The sequence below is a fragment of the Fibrobacter succinogenes subsp. succinogenes S85 genome (assembly GCF_000146505.1).
Taxonomy (GTDB): domain Bacteria; phylum Fibrobacterota; class Fibrobacteria; order Fibrobacterales; family Fibrobacteraceae; genus Fibrobacter; species Fibrobacter succinogenes.
In genome coordinates, this window is the sequence record NC_017448.1 from 1591424 (window position 1) to 1607116 (window position 15693).

A 15693-nucleotide genomic window follows, 5' to 3' on the forward strand; every position below is an offset into this window, starting at 1 on the left:
GATTTTTTAATTGCAGGCACAAAATGAAAGTTCAAGACCGCTTTTTAAAATACGTGAGCTTCACCACCACCTCCGACGAGAACAGCGAAAGTTGCCCGAGCACCAAGCAGCAACTCGAACTCGCCAAGTTCTTGACCGAGGAACTTGAACAGATTGGACTTTCACAAGTGAAGATGGACGAGAACGGCTACGTCTACGGGCTTCTACCCGCCACCGAAGGCCGCGAAAGCGACACGCCCATCGGATTCATCAGTCACATGGACACGTCACCGGATTTTTCGGGCGTAAACCCGAAACCGCAAATCATCGAAGATTACGATGGCGAAGATGTTCTGCTCAAAGGCTCGGGCGCCGTGCTCAAGGTCGAAGACTTCCCCACGCTCAAATGGCTCAAGGGCCGCACACTCATCACGACTGACGGCACAACGCTCCTCGGCGCCGACGACAAAGCAGGCATTGCCGAAATCGTGACCGCCATGGAAGAGCTCATCGAAATCGACCGCCACGCCGAAAGCCGCGGCTACGAGAATCTCTCAGGCCATGGAGACATCTGGGTCTGCTTCACGCCAGACGAAGAAATCGGACGCGGGGCCGACCGTCTGGACTTGAGCTATTTCACGGCTAAATACGCCTACACCGTCGACGGCGGTTACGAAGGCGATATCGCTTACGAGAACTTCAACGCCGCAAGTGCCACCTTCAAGATTCACGGCAAGGGCGTGCATCCCGGCGAAGCCAAGGGCATCATGAAAAACGCAAGCCTCATGGCCGCCGAAATTGCGATGGCGCTCCCCGAAAACGAAACACCCGCCACCACCGAAGGCCGCGAAGGGTTCTACCACCTGACCGACATGCAAGGCGACGTGACCGAAGCTACTCTCAACTACATCGTCCGCGACCACGACCAGACACGATTTGAAGAACGCCAGGAATTCCTGCGCGAAATCGCCAAAAAGTTTAACGAGAAATTCGGCGAAGGCTCTATCGAGCTCGAGCTCAAGCATTCCTACAGCAACATGCTGCAGATCATCGAAAAAACGCCCGAAGTCCTTGAACGCGCCCGCACAGCCATTGCCGCCGAAAACATCACGCCGGTAAGCGACCCCGTCCGCGGCGGCACCGACGGCGCCAAGCTCAGCTTTATGGGACTCCCCTGCCCGAATCTCGGCACCGGTGGCTACGGCTACCACGGTCCTTTCGAACACGTGACCGTCGAAGGCATGGAAACAGTCGTCCGCATCATCAAGAGAATCGCCACCAGCAGGGGTTAAAAGCCCCGAAATCATTCCAATTTGAAATAATTAGCCGTTTGAAATCCTTGTAATATTATTATAGATTTCCCCAATGGAGGGAAGAATGTTACAAGGTTTACTTTCTTTTGAACTATTGGGACTCTCGGGGAATGCGTGGTTTACAATTGCTGTAATCCTTGCCCTATTTGCATCCATGATGTTTTCAAAATTGCGCACCGACCTCATCTTTGTCGCCGCCATGTCCGCTTTATTCATAAGCGGAGTCCTTGATGTCAAGGGCGCATTTGGCGGTTTCTGCGCACCGTCCGTCCTCGTCATTGGCGTCCTTTTCGCAGTCATTGCAGGTCTCAATCAGACAGGCGTTTTAAACTGGATTGTCAAGCACCTCATGGGTGCGCCCAAAACTCTTACAGGCGCCATTACACGACTCATGCTCCCCGTAGCCCTCTTGAGTTCACTCCTCACCAACACAACCATCGTCGCCTTGTTCATCAACATCGTGAAGATTTGGTCCAAAAAGCTCGGCATTTCGCCGTCCAAGCTTTTGATCCCGCTCAGTTACGCATCTGGAATGGGTGGCATCTGCACCTTGATCGGAACTCCGCCAAACCTCATTATTTCAGGGCTCTACACCGATGCGACCGGCATCCATCTCGGGATTTTCACGACAACGATTTGCGGGCTATTCTGCCTTGCTGTTGGCATTTTGTCTGTCATCGCACTGCAGAAGCTCCTCCCCGAACGCAAGTCCCCGTTAAGCGGGCTCAGCGATGACGAAATGACACTCGAACTCTGCGTGCCCTCAAAGCATAACTTTATCGGCATGACTTTGCGAGAAATCTACGACAGCAATCCGCGCGGTTTCGAGAAAGACAAGAACGGCATTCTCGCCATCCGCCGTTTCGATAACGAAGTCGAAGTTGCTACCCCCGATTCCATCATCATGGGCGCAGACCACATCATCGTATCGGGCAAGGCGGAGCAACTCCAATGGATTTGCAACAACCTCAACTTGAAAAACGAGCATCTGGAAGGCGTCATTGAAAACGCAGCCGTCGGAAAAAAATTTGGAAAGAAAACCGTTATTTCCGCAGCAATCATGATTGCCATGGTGCTCCTTTCGGCATTTAACATAATGCCGTTACTTTCGTCTTGCTTACTCGCTGCCGCAGCCATGATCCTTTTCCGTTGCTGTTCAAGCACGCAAGCAATGAACGCCATCAACTGGGAAATCATCATCGTTTTTGCAGGAAGCATTTGCCTTGGCAAAGCGCTTGAAATCACCGGTGTCGCCTCAAAAATCGCAAACAGCATTTTGAGCGTGAGCGGAAGCAACCCCTACATTACACTTGCCATCATGTGCGTTGTCGCAACCTTCATCACCGAATTCATCAGCAACACGGCAGCCGCAGCATTGTTCTGCCCCATTGCATTGAGCGCCGCGAGCGCCCTTGGCGTGAATCAGCTCACATTCTGTATCGCACTCATGATTGCTGCAAGCAGTAGCTTTGCCACCCCGATTGGCTCCCCCACCCACATGCTCGTTTACGGCCCGGGCGGTTACCATTTTACAGATTTTGTCAAAATAGGCCTTCCAATGAATTTTATCATCCTAGCCGCAAATATATTTATAACAACTTTGATTTTTCCCTTTTAATAATATAAGTTAAAGTTATCAGTTTCATCAAAAAAGATTATACATTAAACATACGGAGGTTCATATGCATATTTCATTCATCATATTCAATATCTTTGTTCTCATTGTCATCGTCGTCGCTGCATACGCACTAGGGCGTAGAATCAGCAAGGAAACCAAGCAGAATGCGCCCGAAGCTTTGAACAACACGCCTTACGAAGACTGCGTCAAGGAAAACGAAGCCAAGTTCAAATACGGAACATTCACGGACGCCCGCGATGGCGAAACGTACCGCACCATTCAAATCGGAAACCAGGTCTGGATGGCAGAAAACCTGCGTTTCAAGACCGAAGGTAGCTACGCTCCGAACAACGAAGAATCGAACGTTGCAAAGTTCGGTCGTTTGTACACATGGACAAAGGCTCTTGACATTCCTGATGAATACGCTGAACAGTCTACGGCAAAAGACATCGAGATGCATAACAAAATCAAGGACAAGAACTACAAGGGCATTGCCCCAGAAGGTTGGCATATTCCGAGCAACAAGGAATGGGAACAGCTCCTCAGCAATCTTGACGCAAAGTCCGATGGTGGTGAGTTGCGCGGCAAATTCATGTGGAAGAACAAGGGCAAGGATACGTTCGGATTCTTTGCGCTCCCGGCGGGTTACCGCTTTGACAACGGCAACTTCTGCCATTTCAGCAGACGCGCCCGTTTCTGGAGCAAGGATGAATACGGCAAGGCTAACGCATTCCGCCTGAGCATTACCAACAATTCCGTTGATATCGAAGGCGTGTACAGATCCGACGCTCTCTCGATCCGCTGTGTGAAAAACGTGTAATTGACGGAGAAGCCTATACAAAAGTCCCTCGCGAGTATTCGCGAGGGCTTTTTGTGTTTTTGTAAGTGCGTTTCCGTTCCGAGAGGGGTGTTAGTTGGATGGGTCGTCACCGTGAATGTAGCTTACAAAAGCAAAGCGTTTGCTGTCGGGAGCCCAGGAATTGACATTGATAGTTCCTTGACCGCCGAAGAGTTTAAGAATCGTTTGCGGTGCAGACCAAGAATCTGCAGGGAGTGCGCAATTCGATTCTACGGGGAGTGCGCGGCGCATCAAGCGGAGTTCCACATTCTTGTTGGGGACATGTTCGCCCGGACGCACATCCGTTTCTGTGTACGCGACCATCACGACCTTTTGACGGTCCGGCGAAATATGCGGGAACCAGGTATTCCAATGCAAGTCATGCGTCATCTGCGTTTGTTCAGAGCCATCCGCCTTCATGCAGAATGCCTGCATGCGTCCAGAACGTTCGGAATTAAACCAAATATATTCGCCATTGCAATCATACTCGGGGCCATCATTCAACCCGAAAGCAGTCGTGAGGCGAGTTTCGTTACCGCCCGCTGCCGGGATTGTGTAAATGTCATACGAGCCGTTACGTTCCGCACAGTACGCAAGCGTTTTTCCGTCAGGCGTAATGCCATGCAAATAGCTTGGCGCAAGGGGCGTCACCAATCGCGGTTCGCGGCCATCAAAATAAATCTTGTAAATGCGGGAAAGGCCGTCTTCTTTGGTGTGGTGGCTCACGTAAACGCCGCTGCCATCTGGGTCAAGAACGTGGTCGTTATTGCAGTTGTCCACATAATGACTTTCGATTTCTGTCACCTTGTCTGTCGCAAGCGTGTACTTGAAAATGCGACCGTTGCTATTGTACGTGAGGAACGTTCCGTCAGCGCTCCAGTTCGGCGCTTCAATCACGCAGTCGAATTCCTTGAGAACTTTTGCTTCGCCCGTTTCGATATCAAACACTTGCAAAATAGACTTGTCGCCGTTACGATTCCATGTTTCACCTGGAGAAATTTCAAACGTGTAACTCACGCCAAACTGCTCGCGAATCTTGTCCATGAGCGTCATGAATTCCATCGTTTTGGCATGAGTCATTTCCGGGCGTTCCCAAATAATTTGTTTTGAGAGCGCGCAAGAAGCCGGGAGGTCGCAAATTTCGTGCCGGAATTGCGCGGGATTTTCAATCGCTTCCTTGCATGCAAGGACTTCGTATTCGTAACAGTTGCAAAGACGCGAAGGCTCAACGGTTTCAACAACATTTCCGGCATCATCAAGTAATTCCAGCTTCACCATGTCATTTAAATTTTGCACACGGATTTGCCCAGCCGTTCCGTAAATCACGCCCTCGTTATGCGTCGGCGAGACCATTGATGTCTTAAGATATGCTTTTTGGCCGTTTTCGTACGTGAGATTTATCCAGTCGCTCGCATCCACGCCCGTCTTGAACTTGACGCATCTGCAATTCATCGATGTAATTTCGTTGCGGACGAAATTGCCATCAGAAGTTTCGCGTGTGCCAAGGAACAAGTCCGCAAACGTAAGGCTGTAAATACCGATATCCAAGAGCGCACCGCCCGCAAGCGCCGGGTCATGCATACGGTCCCTATCGCTAAGTTTCATCGTGAAATCAGCTTCGACCGTTTCAACATTTCCAATGCGACCGTCGCGAATCCAGCTACGAATCGTCTCTAGCGCAGGCAAGAATCGCGTCCACATCGCTTCGCACAAAAAGACGCCCTTATCATGCGCGAGCGAAATCACTTCTGTCGCAAGTTTTGCATTCGCCGTAAAAGCCTTCTCAACCAAGATATTCCGGCCATGTTCAATACAAAGTTTTGCAAATACATGATGATGCGAATGCGGCGTCGCAATATAAATCAAATCGATTGCAAAATCCGCAACAAGTTCCTCGTAACTGCCATACGCTTTTTCAAAGCCATATTCCTTGGCAAAAGCAGTCGCCTTTTCCAAATCGCGGGATGCCACGGCGTAGCATTCCACGCCCATTCCCTGATTTTCCAAAGTCTTAACAGCGGCAGCCATCTTTGTCGCAATATGACCACACCCAAGAATCGCAAACTTCAAATTTTTCATACCATAAATATAAATCGCTCGCGCCCAAAACCGCCAAAAAATTTTGCACCCCCCTGTTTACCGCTGTAGCCGATACAAAGGGAACTAGCGACCTACCGCACAAGCGCCGCCCTCACCGCCAAGCACTCTAGAATTTGATATATTTCTCACCATGAAGCAGATTGAAACAGTTGCAGTTGTAGGTCTCGGGGCTGTCGGTGCCGTTGTGGCAGAACAACTCTTGAGCGTTCTCGGGAACAAGCTTTATTGCGTGATGGACGCCGAACGCAAGGCGCGATACCAAGCAAGCGGAATCGTCATCAACGGGAAAAAGGCGGACTTCAACTTTGTCACGCCGGACGAAGTCCCGGTCGTTGACCTTGTGATTTTTGCGACCAAGAATTTGCAATTCAACGAAGCGCTAGCAGAAGCGAAAAATGCAGTCGGACCGAACACAGCGTTACTTTCGCTTTTGAACGGAGTCCATTCCGAAACAGAAATCGAGCGCGTTTACGGTGCAGAAAAGACGTTGTACGGATTCATCGTCAATTTGCAGTCCATCAACAAGCACGGGAACATTGACTGCGCTGGCCGAGGCATCATCCTCTTTGGCGAAAAAGACAACCACCGTTCCGAACGTATCGAAGCCATCCACCAGCTTTTTGAAACAGCGCACATCGTCCACAAGATTCCAGAAAACATCCGCTTGGAAATGTGGAAAAAACTCTTGATGAACACGGTATTCAACTCGATCGGAGCCATTTGCCGTTCGACATTTGCGGGTTTCAACTTTCCAGTAATGCAATCGCTTGTGCGTAAAATCGGGAACGAAGTCATTCAGGTGGCGAACGCCGAAGGCTTTGCGCTTACAAACGACGACCTAGAAGAAAACTTGCGCCTCACATGCAACTACACGCCGCTCGGCAAGTGTTCCATGCTGCAGGATATCGAGGCCGGACGCAAAACGGAAAACGCGTATTTCTGCGGAACCATCACTAAGCTCGGGAAGGCTCACGGAATTCCGACGCCCTACTGCGAATTCTTAGGCGAACTCCTCGAAGGGACCGAGCTCGCGCGAAGTATCATTAAGGAATGCTAGACAAGATGGCGATCCCGGAATAAATCCGGGATGACTCTACAAAAGATGCTTTACGACTTCCACGTCAGCGGGGAGCCAGTTGACTGTGTTTAGATTTTCACGGTCAAGCCATTTGGCGTCTTCATGTTCCAGGAGTTTCGGCTTGCAGCCTGCAGCGAGCGAGCAATAAAAGCAATGCATCGTCAGGTGAAATTTCGGGTAATCGTATTCCACCGTGCAAATTTTTTCGCCAACATTCACTTCAATGGCGAGCTCTTCCTGAAGTTCGCGAACGAGCGCCTGTTCCGGAGTTTCACCCGGTTCCATCTTGCCGCCCGGAAATTCCCAGCCATCTTTTTGGTCGCCATACCCACGCTGCGTGGCAAAAATGCGCCCGCCATCCGTGATAACACCCGCGACAACTTCTATAGATTTCATGATGTAAAATGTAGAAATAACAAGATTTAGCGTCAAAAAATTGCCTAAAATCACAACAATTCTGCTTATAAGAATTTTTTTTAGCAAAAACTATTGACTTTTCAAATTAAATTTTATAAAATTTAATTGCGTAAAACAAAATAGTGTATATGGAGAAAAAATATGACAATCTACGACTTCACACTTACCGATGGTAAAGGCAACGAAATTCCACTCTCTAAATTCAAGGGCCAAGTCATGCTCATCGTGAACACGGCGACCGGCTGCGGTTTCACCCCACATTACAAGCCGATCGAAAAGATGTACACAGACTTCCACGACAAGGGCTTCGAAGTCATCGACATTCCATGCAACCAGTTCATGGGCCAGACCCCTGGCACAGACGACGAAATTCATGAATTCTGCACGCTCAAGTACGGCACCACGTTCCCGCAGATGAAAAAGTCTGACGTGAACGGACCCAACGAGCTCCCGCTTTACACCTACCTGAAATCCAAAATAGGCTTTGAAGGTTTCGGATTCGGCGTCAAGGCGGCAGCAATGGCCATGCTTCTGAAGAAGATCGACAAGGATTACAAGAATAATCCTGATATCAAGTGGAACTTCACAAAGTTCGTCATCGACCGCGCAGGCAACGTTGTCGCCCGTTTTGAACCCACTGCCAAAATGGAGGACGTACGTTCTTGCGTTGAAAAGCTACTTTAGGAGGTGCAATGATTTGTCCTCAACTAAAACTTGAAAATCAACTATGTTTTCCGTTGTATGCAGTATCCAAGGAAATCACGCGTCGTTACGCGCCATTCCTGGAGCCGCTCGACCTCACCTACACGCAGTACATCGTAATGCTCGTGCTGTGGGAAGAGAAAAAATGTAACGTCACTGAACTCGGACAAAAGCTCTACCTCGATTCAGGAACGCTCACACCGCTCCTGAAAAAGCTCGAGAGCAAAGGCTACATCATGCGCACCCGCGAAGCAAGCGACGAGCGTTGCCTTTCAGTAAGCCTGACCGATGAAGGTGAAAAGTTGCAGCACAAAGCAGCGAGCGTTCCTAAGCCCATGGCAAGTTGTGTAAATTTGTCAGAAGACGAAGCAAAGTCGCTTTACTGCACGCTTTACAAAATCTTGGAAAGTCTTAGGAAAGACGCATGATAAAAATATTGTTCGTATGTCACGGGAACATCTGCAGAAGCCCGATGGCAGAATTTGTAATGAAAAAGTTGGTACGCGATATTAGTTCGTCCGCAAAACATGTTACGACGAACAGCGCATTGACTGCCGCAGACTTTGAGATTGCATCTGCAGCGACAAGCACCGAAGAAATCGGAAATCCGGTGTACCCGCCCGCAAGACGTATGCTCGCCAGTCACGGCATTGACTGCAGCGGAAAAACGGCCCGACAAATGACCGTCGCTGACTACAATCATTACGATTACATCGTGCTCATGGATCAAAATAACCTGCGGAATCTCCGTTGGATTTTACCCCGCGACATTTACGAACGAGAACTTGCGCAATACAAAGATGCGCGCGATTCACGAGTCGGCAAAGTTTCGCTCCTCATGGATTGGGCGGGCAAAAACCGCGACGTTGCAGATCCTTGGTACACAGGCGATTTCAACGCCACTTGGCAAGACGTCAACGAAGGCTGTACCGCCTTGCTACAGCACATTTTGAAAAATTCATAGACTCCTCATAGACTCCTACAAAGAAGCCGGCTCCATAAGGAACCGGCTTTTTGGCACAAGTTTTAAACAAACTTTAGCGAATAAAGTTTTTAATCTATTTCACCGAAATTCGCAACATTTTTCCGCCCGTTTGAGGCTTTGCAATGTAGGTTCCAGGGCGCTTCACCGTAGCTGTAATTTTTGAGCGCAAACTTTCGGAGCCGAACGCCTTCAATTTTGCAACAAGGCGACCTTGCATATCGAACACATCATAACTAGCCTCATGCGGAACAGCGTGCAGCGTAGGCTTTCCAATCGCAATCGTCTTTTCGCTTTCAAAGTTCAGCCAGTCGATATTGACGTAGTTTCCGACAATTTCAAGCTTGAGCACATGTTCGCCCGCCGAAAGACTCACCTTCCCGGCATCGACAGTCGAATAAGTTTCCCAGTCCGCGCCTTGCGGGAACGCGACATTGTCCAAGGCGACCTTGCCATCGACATACAGCTTCATGCCCGTATTTTCCGAAGAAGTCGCATAGCGGACTGAAACCGCATAATCTTCTTTTTCAGCAACTTTCACAGTGTACTCAAGCCATTCGCCCTCTTGCGTGTAACCAACGGCATAGCCATCGCCGGCCTTCACGATATCAACAGCGTCTTCGCGATATTCACCACCCTTGTTGTCATCATCCAAATCAAGATAAGCCTTGCCCGAACCGCCTACATCGTAATTTTCGACTTCGACTTTACCAGGAATCTCCATAGCCGTATCCTTGTAAGGGGCTTGCGGAATAATCGGCGTGATATACACACGATAGCCATACTTTGTATTCGTGATATTTACAGGCACCGTAATCTTTCCGCCACTTACATCGTAATCCTTATTTGATACAGTCGTGGTCGAAGGCACTGCCTTGTCCTTATTTTCCCATACAACATATTCAACAGAGACATTTACCTGACTGCCAAATTCTGCAGGGATGCCCGAAATATTCACATTCACATCGCCCTTGGTGTTGCCGCCAAGCACGATACTTGCAAAGCCCTTCTTCTTGTCGAGAGCGGCAAAACCGTCCACGCCATCGCTCTTGTCGTTCGGCGGGGTCACTTTAGCCATGTAACCGCTCATGTCGCCATACCACTTATAAAGCCACCAGCCGCCACCACGTTCATTGTCCTTGGTGAGAAGGCTCCCCAAACGACCTGGAAGCGGTACAAACCACCAGGAAATCATTGCGCTTTCGACGCCGTGACGTTCAAACTTTGCAATAAACGGCACAGACAAACCCGGGCAACCTTCTTCGGAATGCTCCGTCGAAGAATATTCGTTGATGCTCAGCGGACGCGGAGTCACGTTATACTTTTTTTCAAGCGCGCGGTAGGTTTCGACAGCTCCAACAAAGCCACCACTCCCCCACTGGTGCCAGCTCACGACATCGGGCAAGCAGTTATTCTGTGCACAATACTTGATAAACGCTTCCATTTGCGAAGCGTGGTAGAAAGAGTACGAAGGGCCGATAATCTTTGCACCAGGGTCCATCTGCCGAATCAAATCGTAAGTCTGTTTCCAGAGACCGGAATTGAAGTCGATATTCGATTTCCAAGTGTCATTCGGCTCGTTCCAGATTTCGTAACCGTCAAAATTCTTGTTGTTTGATTTAAGCTTGTCGTTGATGACCGATTTTACTTCATTTTTCCAGTGGTCCATATTCTGGAACTTGTACGGCCATCCCGGCAAAACGTCAGCAAGGCGAATCTGAATTTTCGCACCAATGCTTTCGACACGGGGAGCCACAAGGAAAGCCCCACCAATCGGCTGTTGGCGACCGTTACCGCTGCGCGCCGGAGAAAGGAACACGTTCGGCTTGAGCGGGGCGACATCACGCTCGATATTGCTCGGAAGACTCTCAGTAAGGCCATAAAGCGAGCCCGTCGCCACATGCGTCACCGGCTTGATGCTATCGCCAAGACTTACACCCAGATTCACCGCGGCCTGAGAAGCAGAAACCGCCAAAAATACAAAGAGAAATTTGTTTTTCATACCACATCCTTTTTACCACAATAAAAAATACCCCCATAAAGGGGGTATTTCTGCAATTTGAGCGTTTTTATTGTCGGATTGACAAAACTACTTGCAAGTAAATCCCTGCAACTCAAGCCCGGCCCGCATTTCGCCGTAAGTCGAAGTGCGCTTCATGTCCATCGCCTTCATGAATCGGCAATCATTGTCGATATGCATCTGGAAACCCGTCATCGTCGGGGTCACCTCGCCCTTGCCGCTTGCACGGATATGTTCCATCATTTGGTCGCGCTTGTCAAACTGTTCCGGCGGCACAAACACGTCCGTCACGATATCGACATTTTCAATTTCTGAATCGCCGAACACAAACGAAATCGTCACAAGATTCTTGAGTCCATTGAACTGGCCATCCACCTTGCAGACAAGATTCTTGTGCGCATTCTTCTTTTTCGGTTTGTTCTTTGCCCTTTGCGTAGCATTCGGCTTCGGCGTGTAATCCAAAGCGCTCAGAAGTTCAGGCTCCTTGACAACGCCCACGCGCTGGTTGACAATGCGACCGTCCTTGATAAAAAAGAACGTCGGAAACGCCTGAATCGGGAGCGTATTCTTGATTTTCTCGATATTAGGCTCGTCAATCCCGATAGACGCGATCTTGATATCGCTGTAATTTTTTGCAATACCGATAAGCGTCGGAATCATGACAAGGCACGGCGGGCAGCTCGTCGACGAAACTTCAAGAATCACAGGCTTCTTGGAATGCAGAATTTCCTTTTCGAAATTGTCATCGTTGATTTTAACGATTTTAATATCTTCGGACGCCCCCGCCGCAAGAACCGCAGACACAACAAAGATAGCGACCTTCATCGCCAAATTTTTTCTTAAGCCGTTCATTTTCGTTTCCTTAGGTTTGATGATAAGATACAAAAAAGCCGACCCTGCGGCCGACTTTTCCATCCATTCTAAGGATTTAGATTACTTTGCGCAACCCGTGCCGAGAGTCCCCATCATCACACTCACACACTGGGCTTCTATCGCCGCCGCTTCTGCACTGCCTGCCGGATATTCAAGGCATTCGCCAAAGACCCCCGGGACATCGCAAGAAACCATCGCACCCGTTGCCGGAGTATCAGTAGTGGGCGTGCCTGTAGCAGGCGTATCAGTTGCAGGAGGATTCGTGGCCGGAGCTGCATTTTCGCAACCCGCCACAGGATTGCCCAAAGTCTGCATATCCCACTGAGCGCCATTGCATTGAGCCAATTCAGAATAACCCGTAACAACGACCGTTGCGCACTTGTTCACAGTCTGGGAACAAGTGTAGTTGTTATCCAGATCAAAGAACTTATCAACACTCGCCGGGAGTGTATCCTGTTTTGGACCGGCAGCCGGAGCGTTTGGCGAACTATCGTCACTACAGGCAACAAACGAAGCCATAGCAATGGCAGCAATAGGAAGAATCAGTTTTCTCATAATGTGTACTCCTTAAAATAATTGGTAGGGATAAACTATAAAAAATACGAACAAAAAACAACAGATAAAGTGTTGAAATTTGTATTCAGATATCAAGCAGATTAATTTGGTCCCCAGTGGTGACACATTTCAACTAGCTATCCAACAACACCCACAAGAAGGTGGATGCGTCCCATCGCGGATGCACATACGGGCCATAAGGCCTATGCCGACTGTCACAGGGATTTTCGTAATCTCAGGCAAAATGCGCAGAAACAATTCTGCACATTTGCACACCAACAATATAAGTTATCAAAAGTTCTCTGTCAAGAGGTTCCAAGCCCCCAAAACTCAACTTCTTCGAAATTCGTCCCATAACTCGGAGCCATTGTATCTCAAGCATAAAGAATCTAAATTCTTCTACAGGGAAAAAATAACATGTTCAATGCATCACTTTCATGGATCAAAAGCAAACAAGTCTTCCTGAAAATTCAGGCGGGCACGGGAGACAATTTGCAGCAAGAAGACATCCAAAAAGGATTTGTCGATTATTGTCTTTGGTCTACTTTCAAGCCGGAAAATATAGACATAGACGGGGAACTTGATATGGAAAGCATCGACAGCGGAATGGTCCTGTTCAGGGAAAACTGCACCCCCGGAGAGGCGCTGGAATCGAGCTGCCGGCAAGCCTTCGGCACCGACTTCGACAAGGACGATGTTATGGTACTGATGCTGAAATGACACCTTTCCCGAATAAGGAAATAGAAATCCAAAAATGTTATCGGGTTTGTAAAAGCAATCTTTTTACTTTTGTGGTGAATTCTTCAAATGAAATATTTTTCCATTGATGATGATAGTTGCTTACCGCTTCGGAAACCGGACGTTTATTGTAGCCCTCTCGCCATTCATAGAAAACATCAAATTCATCTCGGCGTTGTTTGAGATATTGATTGTCAGGACCGCCAAGTTTGACGGAAATATCTTTAAACGCTCTAGTGAATGTTTCATACCCTAAAGCGGATTTCGCCTTTTCATTAAACTTCGCAAAATAGTACGCAACAAAAGATTTGTGTTCATTGATTTCTTCTTGAGTCATATAAATTCCTTTTTATGGATAAACTGTTATCTTCTAATTGTCATAACCACGCCACGTAGTGCACAATATAAAAATATCCTCCCCCTCGCTTAGGAACTCTGCCCCTAAAACCTCGCTTGACCGCAGACAACCATTAGAGTATTTTAAACAAAGTCAAACATTCTCCGGAGACCCGCCAAATGCAAGGTAAACCGTCACACTACTTCGTCATCCGCTCGCCGTACGTCCAGCTAGTGCTTACCGGCGTAAAGACATTTGAATGGAGGACAAACGCAAAAATGTTTGCGAACAAGCGCCTCGCCGTCGCAGTCTCCAAATCTCGCGCCCATGAAGACGACCTGCAAAACGACATCGCCAAGTGGGAAAAACTGTGGAGCAAATTCCTGAAGAAAGCGACCGCAAAAGACCGCGAAACCGCGCTCGCAAAACTCAAGAGAAACCGCGCCAAGGCCGAAAAGCTGTTCGACAAGACAAACGGATGCGGCATGATTATCGGCGAAATCGTGACGGGCGACGTCGCCACCTACGAAGGACTCCTGGGCGTTCCCGTACTGGAATTCAAACTCTGGCCGGAATCCGAATGGATGGAATCTCCCGGCGGCCTCGGCGTACGACACATGCCAGAGAGGACAGGGGAATAAAACTCTTTCCTATTTCGGCAAATGTGAGTTATCTCAAAGATGATCAAATCGTTTGTATAGCCATTGGTTTACATCCTAATTGAAACCCAAGACGAAAATGGCGCAGCCGGAGTTTTACTTGTACTCTTTAAAGAGATGTTTTAGCTTAATTATTATAATTCTAGAAATGTTCTTGACAATTACATTGACTATTTATATATTATACACATATGAGCAGTAAGATAAATTTAGTAGAAGACCAAATAAGAAAGTCGGACAAGATTCCTAAGATTGTCGCACTAAGCTTTTTTTCTGGCGCCATGGGACTTGACATAGGCTTATCGAAAGCAGGTATAAAGGTTTTGCTTGCATCCGAAATAGAACCAAATGCAAGACGAACAATTCTAACGAATGAGCCGAACATTGGTCTCATAGGTGATATAAGCGATTATTCTGCCGAAGACATCAGAAAATACGCTAATTTACCTAAGAATCAAGAAATTGATGTAATGGTAGGAGGCCCTCCATGCCAAGCGTTTTCCACCGCAGGTAAGAGAGAGAGTTTTTCCGATGCACGCGGAAACGTGTTCCTCACCTACATTGACCGTATCCTTGAATTACGCCCTAAGTACGCAGTAATTGAAAATGTTCGAGGCCTCTTATCCGCCGCTTACAACCCGCCTAAAAAAGAAAGTTTCGGATTCGCAATGCCAACTCCTAAAAATGAAAAGGGGGGAGCATTAGCTTATATCATAAAAAAATTGGAAGATGGTGGATATGGGGTTTCATTCAATTTATACAATGCTGCAAATTATGGAGCACCCCAAAAAAGAGAACGAATAGTCATTATTTGTTCGCGAGACGGTTCAAAAGCGCCGTATTTGACCCCGACTCATTCGGAAACGGGCTTGTTCAATTTACCCAAATGGCGAACCGTTTCCGAAGTGTTGAACGACCTAGATGAAAATGTCCAGGAATATTCAAAATTCTCCGAAAAAAGACTAAAGTTCTTCAGAATGCTGAAGGCCGGCCAGTATTGGAAAGACCTCCCCGAAGAAGCCCAAAAAGAAGCAATGGGTTCAAAACTGCAACTTGGCGGTGGAAAGACAGGGTTCTTTAGAAGATTGGCTTGGGATTTGCCTTCTCCTACGTTGGTAACAGACCCGACAATGCCGGCTACAGATTTATGCCATCCTGATAAGGATCGTCCTTTGAGTGTTCAAGAGTACAAACGAATTCAAGAATTTCCTGACGATTGGAAGCTTTGTGGTGACATCAAAGCCAAATACAAACAGGTTGGAAATGCCGTGCCAGTTAGCTTAGGCATGGCAATAGGTAAGCACATTGTGAAATTGCTTGAAGGAAAAAAAGTCAAACAAATTGAAGGATTCCCGTATTCTCGCTATGTAAACACGGATGTAGACACATTCAAAAAACTGGTAATGTCTAAGAAAGAAATAGTAGGTCAGTTAGAATTGAATTTCTGATTATTACCATAAAGAGTCATAGTAATCGTCCATAGA

The 15693-nt window shown here is 48.0% G+C and carries 16 protein-coding genes and 1 pseudogene; 10 read left to right on the forward strand and 7 right to left on the reverse strand.

The features are described from left to right. Positions 1-23: 23 nt before the first annotated feature. The 3 genes from pepT to FSU_RS06480 all read left to right on the forward strand — a co-directional run bounded on the left by pepT (position 24) and on the right by FSU_RS06480 (position 3730). On the forward strand, positions 24-1271 hold the full coding sequence (gene pepT, locus FSU_RS06470) for a peptidase T (RefSeq protein WP_014545661.1): 1248 nt from the start codon (positions 24-26) through the stop codon (positions 1269-1271). An 85-nt stretch (positions 1272-1356) separates the two neighbouring features. After that, a complete protein-coding gene (locus FSU_RS06475; RefSeq protein WP_015731857.1) occupies positions 1357-2910 on the forward strand; it encodes an SLC13 family permease in 1554 nt (517 codons plus the stop codon). 64 nt (positions 2911-2974) lie between these two features. After that, positions 2975-3730, forward strand: coding sequence for a fibrobacter succinogenes major paralogous domain-containing protein (locus tag FSU_RS06480; protein ID WP_014545663.1), 756 nt, complete (start codon positions 2975-2977; stop codon positions 3728-3730). A gap of 90 nt (positions 3731-3820) precedes the next feature. On the opposite strand, the gene FSU_RS16730 is transcribed toward FSU_RS06480, so the two are convergent. Continuing rightward, the gene (locus FSU_RS16730) at positions 3821-4765 is read right to left on the reverse strand and encodes a TolB family protein (protein ID WP_420805941.1); all 945 of its coding nucleotides are present in this window, start codon (positions 4763-4765) and stop codon (positions 3821-3823) included. 270 nt (positions 4766-5035) lie between these two features. Next, positions 5036-5827 (reverse strand): annotated as a pseudogene (locus FSU_RS16735) (Gfo/Idh/MocA family protein); the annotation flags it as partial. Positions 5828-5978: 151 nt separating this feature from the next. Here FSU_RS16735 and FSU_RS06490 point away from each other — a divergent pair. Continuing rightward, a complete protein-coding gene (locus FSU_RS06490) occupies positions 5979-6905 on the forward strand; it encodes a ketopantoate reductase family protein (protein ID WP_014545665.1) in 927 nt (308 codons plus the stop codon). A gap of 36 nt (positions 6906-6941) precedes the next feature. On the opposite strand, the gene FSU_RS06495 is transcribed toward FSU_RS06490, so the two are convergent. Next, positions 6942-7322: a (deoxy)nucleoside triphosphate pyrophosphohydrolase gene (locus FSU_RS06495; RefSeq protein ID WP_015731859.1), complete on the reverse strand. Its 381-nt coding sequence runs from the start codon at positions 7320-7322 to the stop codon at positions 6942-6944. Positions 7323-7484: 162 nt separating this feature from the next. Here FSU_RS06495 and FSU_RS06500 point away from each other — a divergent pair, with 162 nt between their 5' ends. From FSU_RS06500 to FSU_RS06510, 3 genes are read left to right on the forward strand one after another with little or no spacing between them, the layout of a single operon-like run. Then, entirely contained in the window at positions 7485-8027 is a 543-nt protein-coding gene (locus tag FSU_RS06500) for a glutathione peroxidase (RefSeq protein WP_014545667.1), read from the forward strand. 8 nt (positions 8028-8035) lie between these two features. Further along, a complete protein-coding gene (locus FSU_RS06505; protein WP_014545668.1) occupies positions 8036-8473 on the forward strand; it encodes a MarR family winged helix-turn-helix transcriptional regulator in 438 nt (145 codons plus the stop codon). Then, the gene (locus FSU_RS06510; protein WP_014545669.1) at positions 8470-9009 is read left to right on the forward strand and encodes a low molecular weight protein-tyrosine-phosphatase; all 540 of its coding nucleotides are present in this window, start codon (positions 8470-8472) and stop codon (positions 9007-9009) included. The genes FSU_RS06505 and FSU_RS06510 overlap by 4 nt, the downstream gene beginning before the upstream one ends. A 94-nt stretch (positions 9010-9103) precedes the next feature. Here FSU_RS06510 and FSU_RS06515 read toward each other — a convergent pair whose 3' ends face one another. The 3 genes from FSU_RS06515 to FSU_RS06525 form a co-directional block, all read right to left on the reverse strand. After that, a complete protein-coding gene (locus FSU_RS06515; protein WP_014545670.1) occupies positions 9104-11029 on the reverse strand; it encodes a carbohydrate-binding protein in 1926 nt (641 codons plus the stop codon). An 87-nt stretch (positions 11030-11116) separates the two neighbouring features. Further along, positions 11117-11899, reverse strand: a complete 783-nt coding sequence (locus tag FSU_RS06520; protein ID WP_015731861.1) for a thioredoxin family protein — start codon at positions 11897-11899, stop codon at positions 11117-11119. An 81-nt stretch (positions 11900-11980) separates the two neighbouring features. Next, the gene (locus tag FSU_RS06525; protein WP_014545672.1) at positions 11981-12475 is read right to left on the reverse strand and encodes a hypothetical protein; all 495 of its coding nucleotides are present in this window, start codon (positions 12473-12475) and stop codon (positions 11981-11983) included. A 417-nt stretch (positions 12476-12892) separates the two neighbouring features. Between FSU_RS06525 and FSU_RS06530 the strand changes: the two genes are divergently transcribed. Continuing rightward, positions 12893-13195 carry a hypothetical protein gene (locus FSU_RS06530; RefSeq protein WP_014545673.1) on the forward strand — a complete coding sequence of 101 codons (303 nt, stop codon included), beginning with the start codon at positions 12893-12895 and terminating at the stop codon, positions 13193-13195. A gap of 37 nt (positions 13196-13232) precedes the next feature. Here the strand turns inward: FSU_RS06530 and FSU_RS06535 are convergent, their stop codons facing one another. Then, a complete protein-coding gene (locus FSU_RS06535) occupies positions 13233-13550 on the reverse strand; it encodes a hypothetical protein (RefSeq protein ID WP_014545674.1) in 318 nt (105 codons plus the stop codon). Between the two features lie 179 nt (positions 13551-13729). On the opposite strand from FSU_RS06535, the gene FSU_RS06540 reads away from it, so the two are divergent. Together FSU_RS06540 and FSU_RS06545 are read left to right on the forward strand one after the other, a co-directional pair. After that, positions 13730-14191 carry a hypothetical protein gene (locus FSU_RS06540; RefSeq protein ID WP_014545675.1) on the forward strand — a complete coding sequence of 154 codons (462 nt, stop codon included), beginning with the start codon at positions 13730-13732 and terminating at the stop codon, positions 14189-14191. A 209-nt stretch (positions 14192-14400) separates the two neighbouring features. Beyond that, positions 14401-15657, forward strand: a complete 1257-nt coding sequence (locus tag FSU_RS06545) for a DNA cytosine methyltransferase (RefSeq protein WP_014545676.1) — start codon at positions 14401-14403, stop codon at positions 15655-15657. Positions 15658-15693 lie beyond the last annotated feature (36 nt).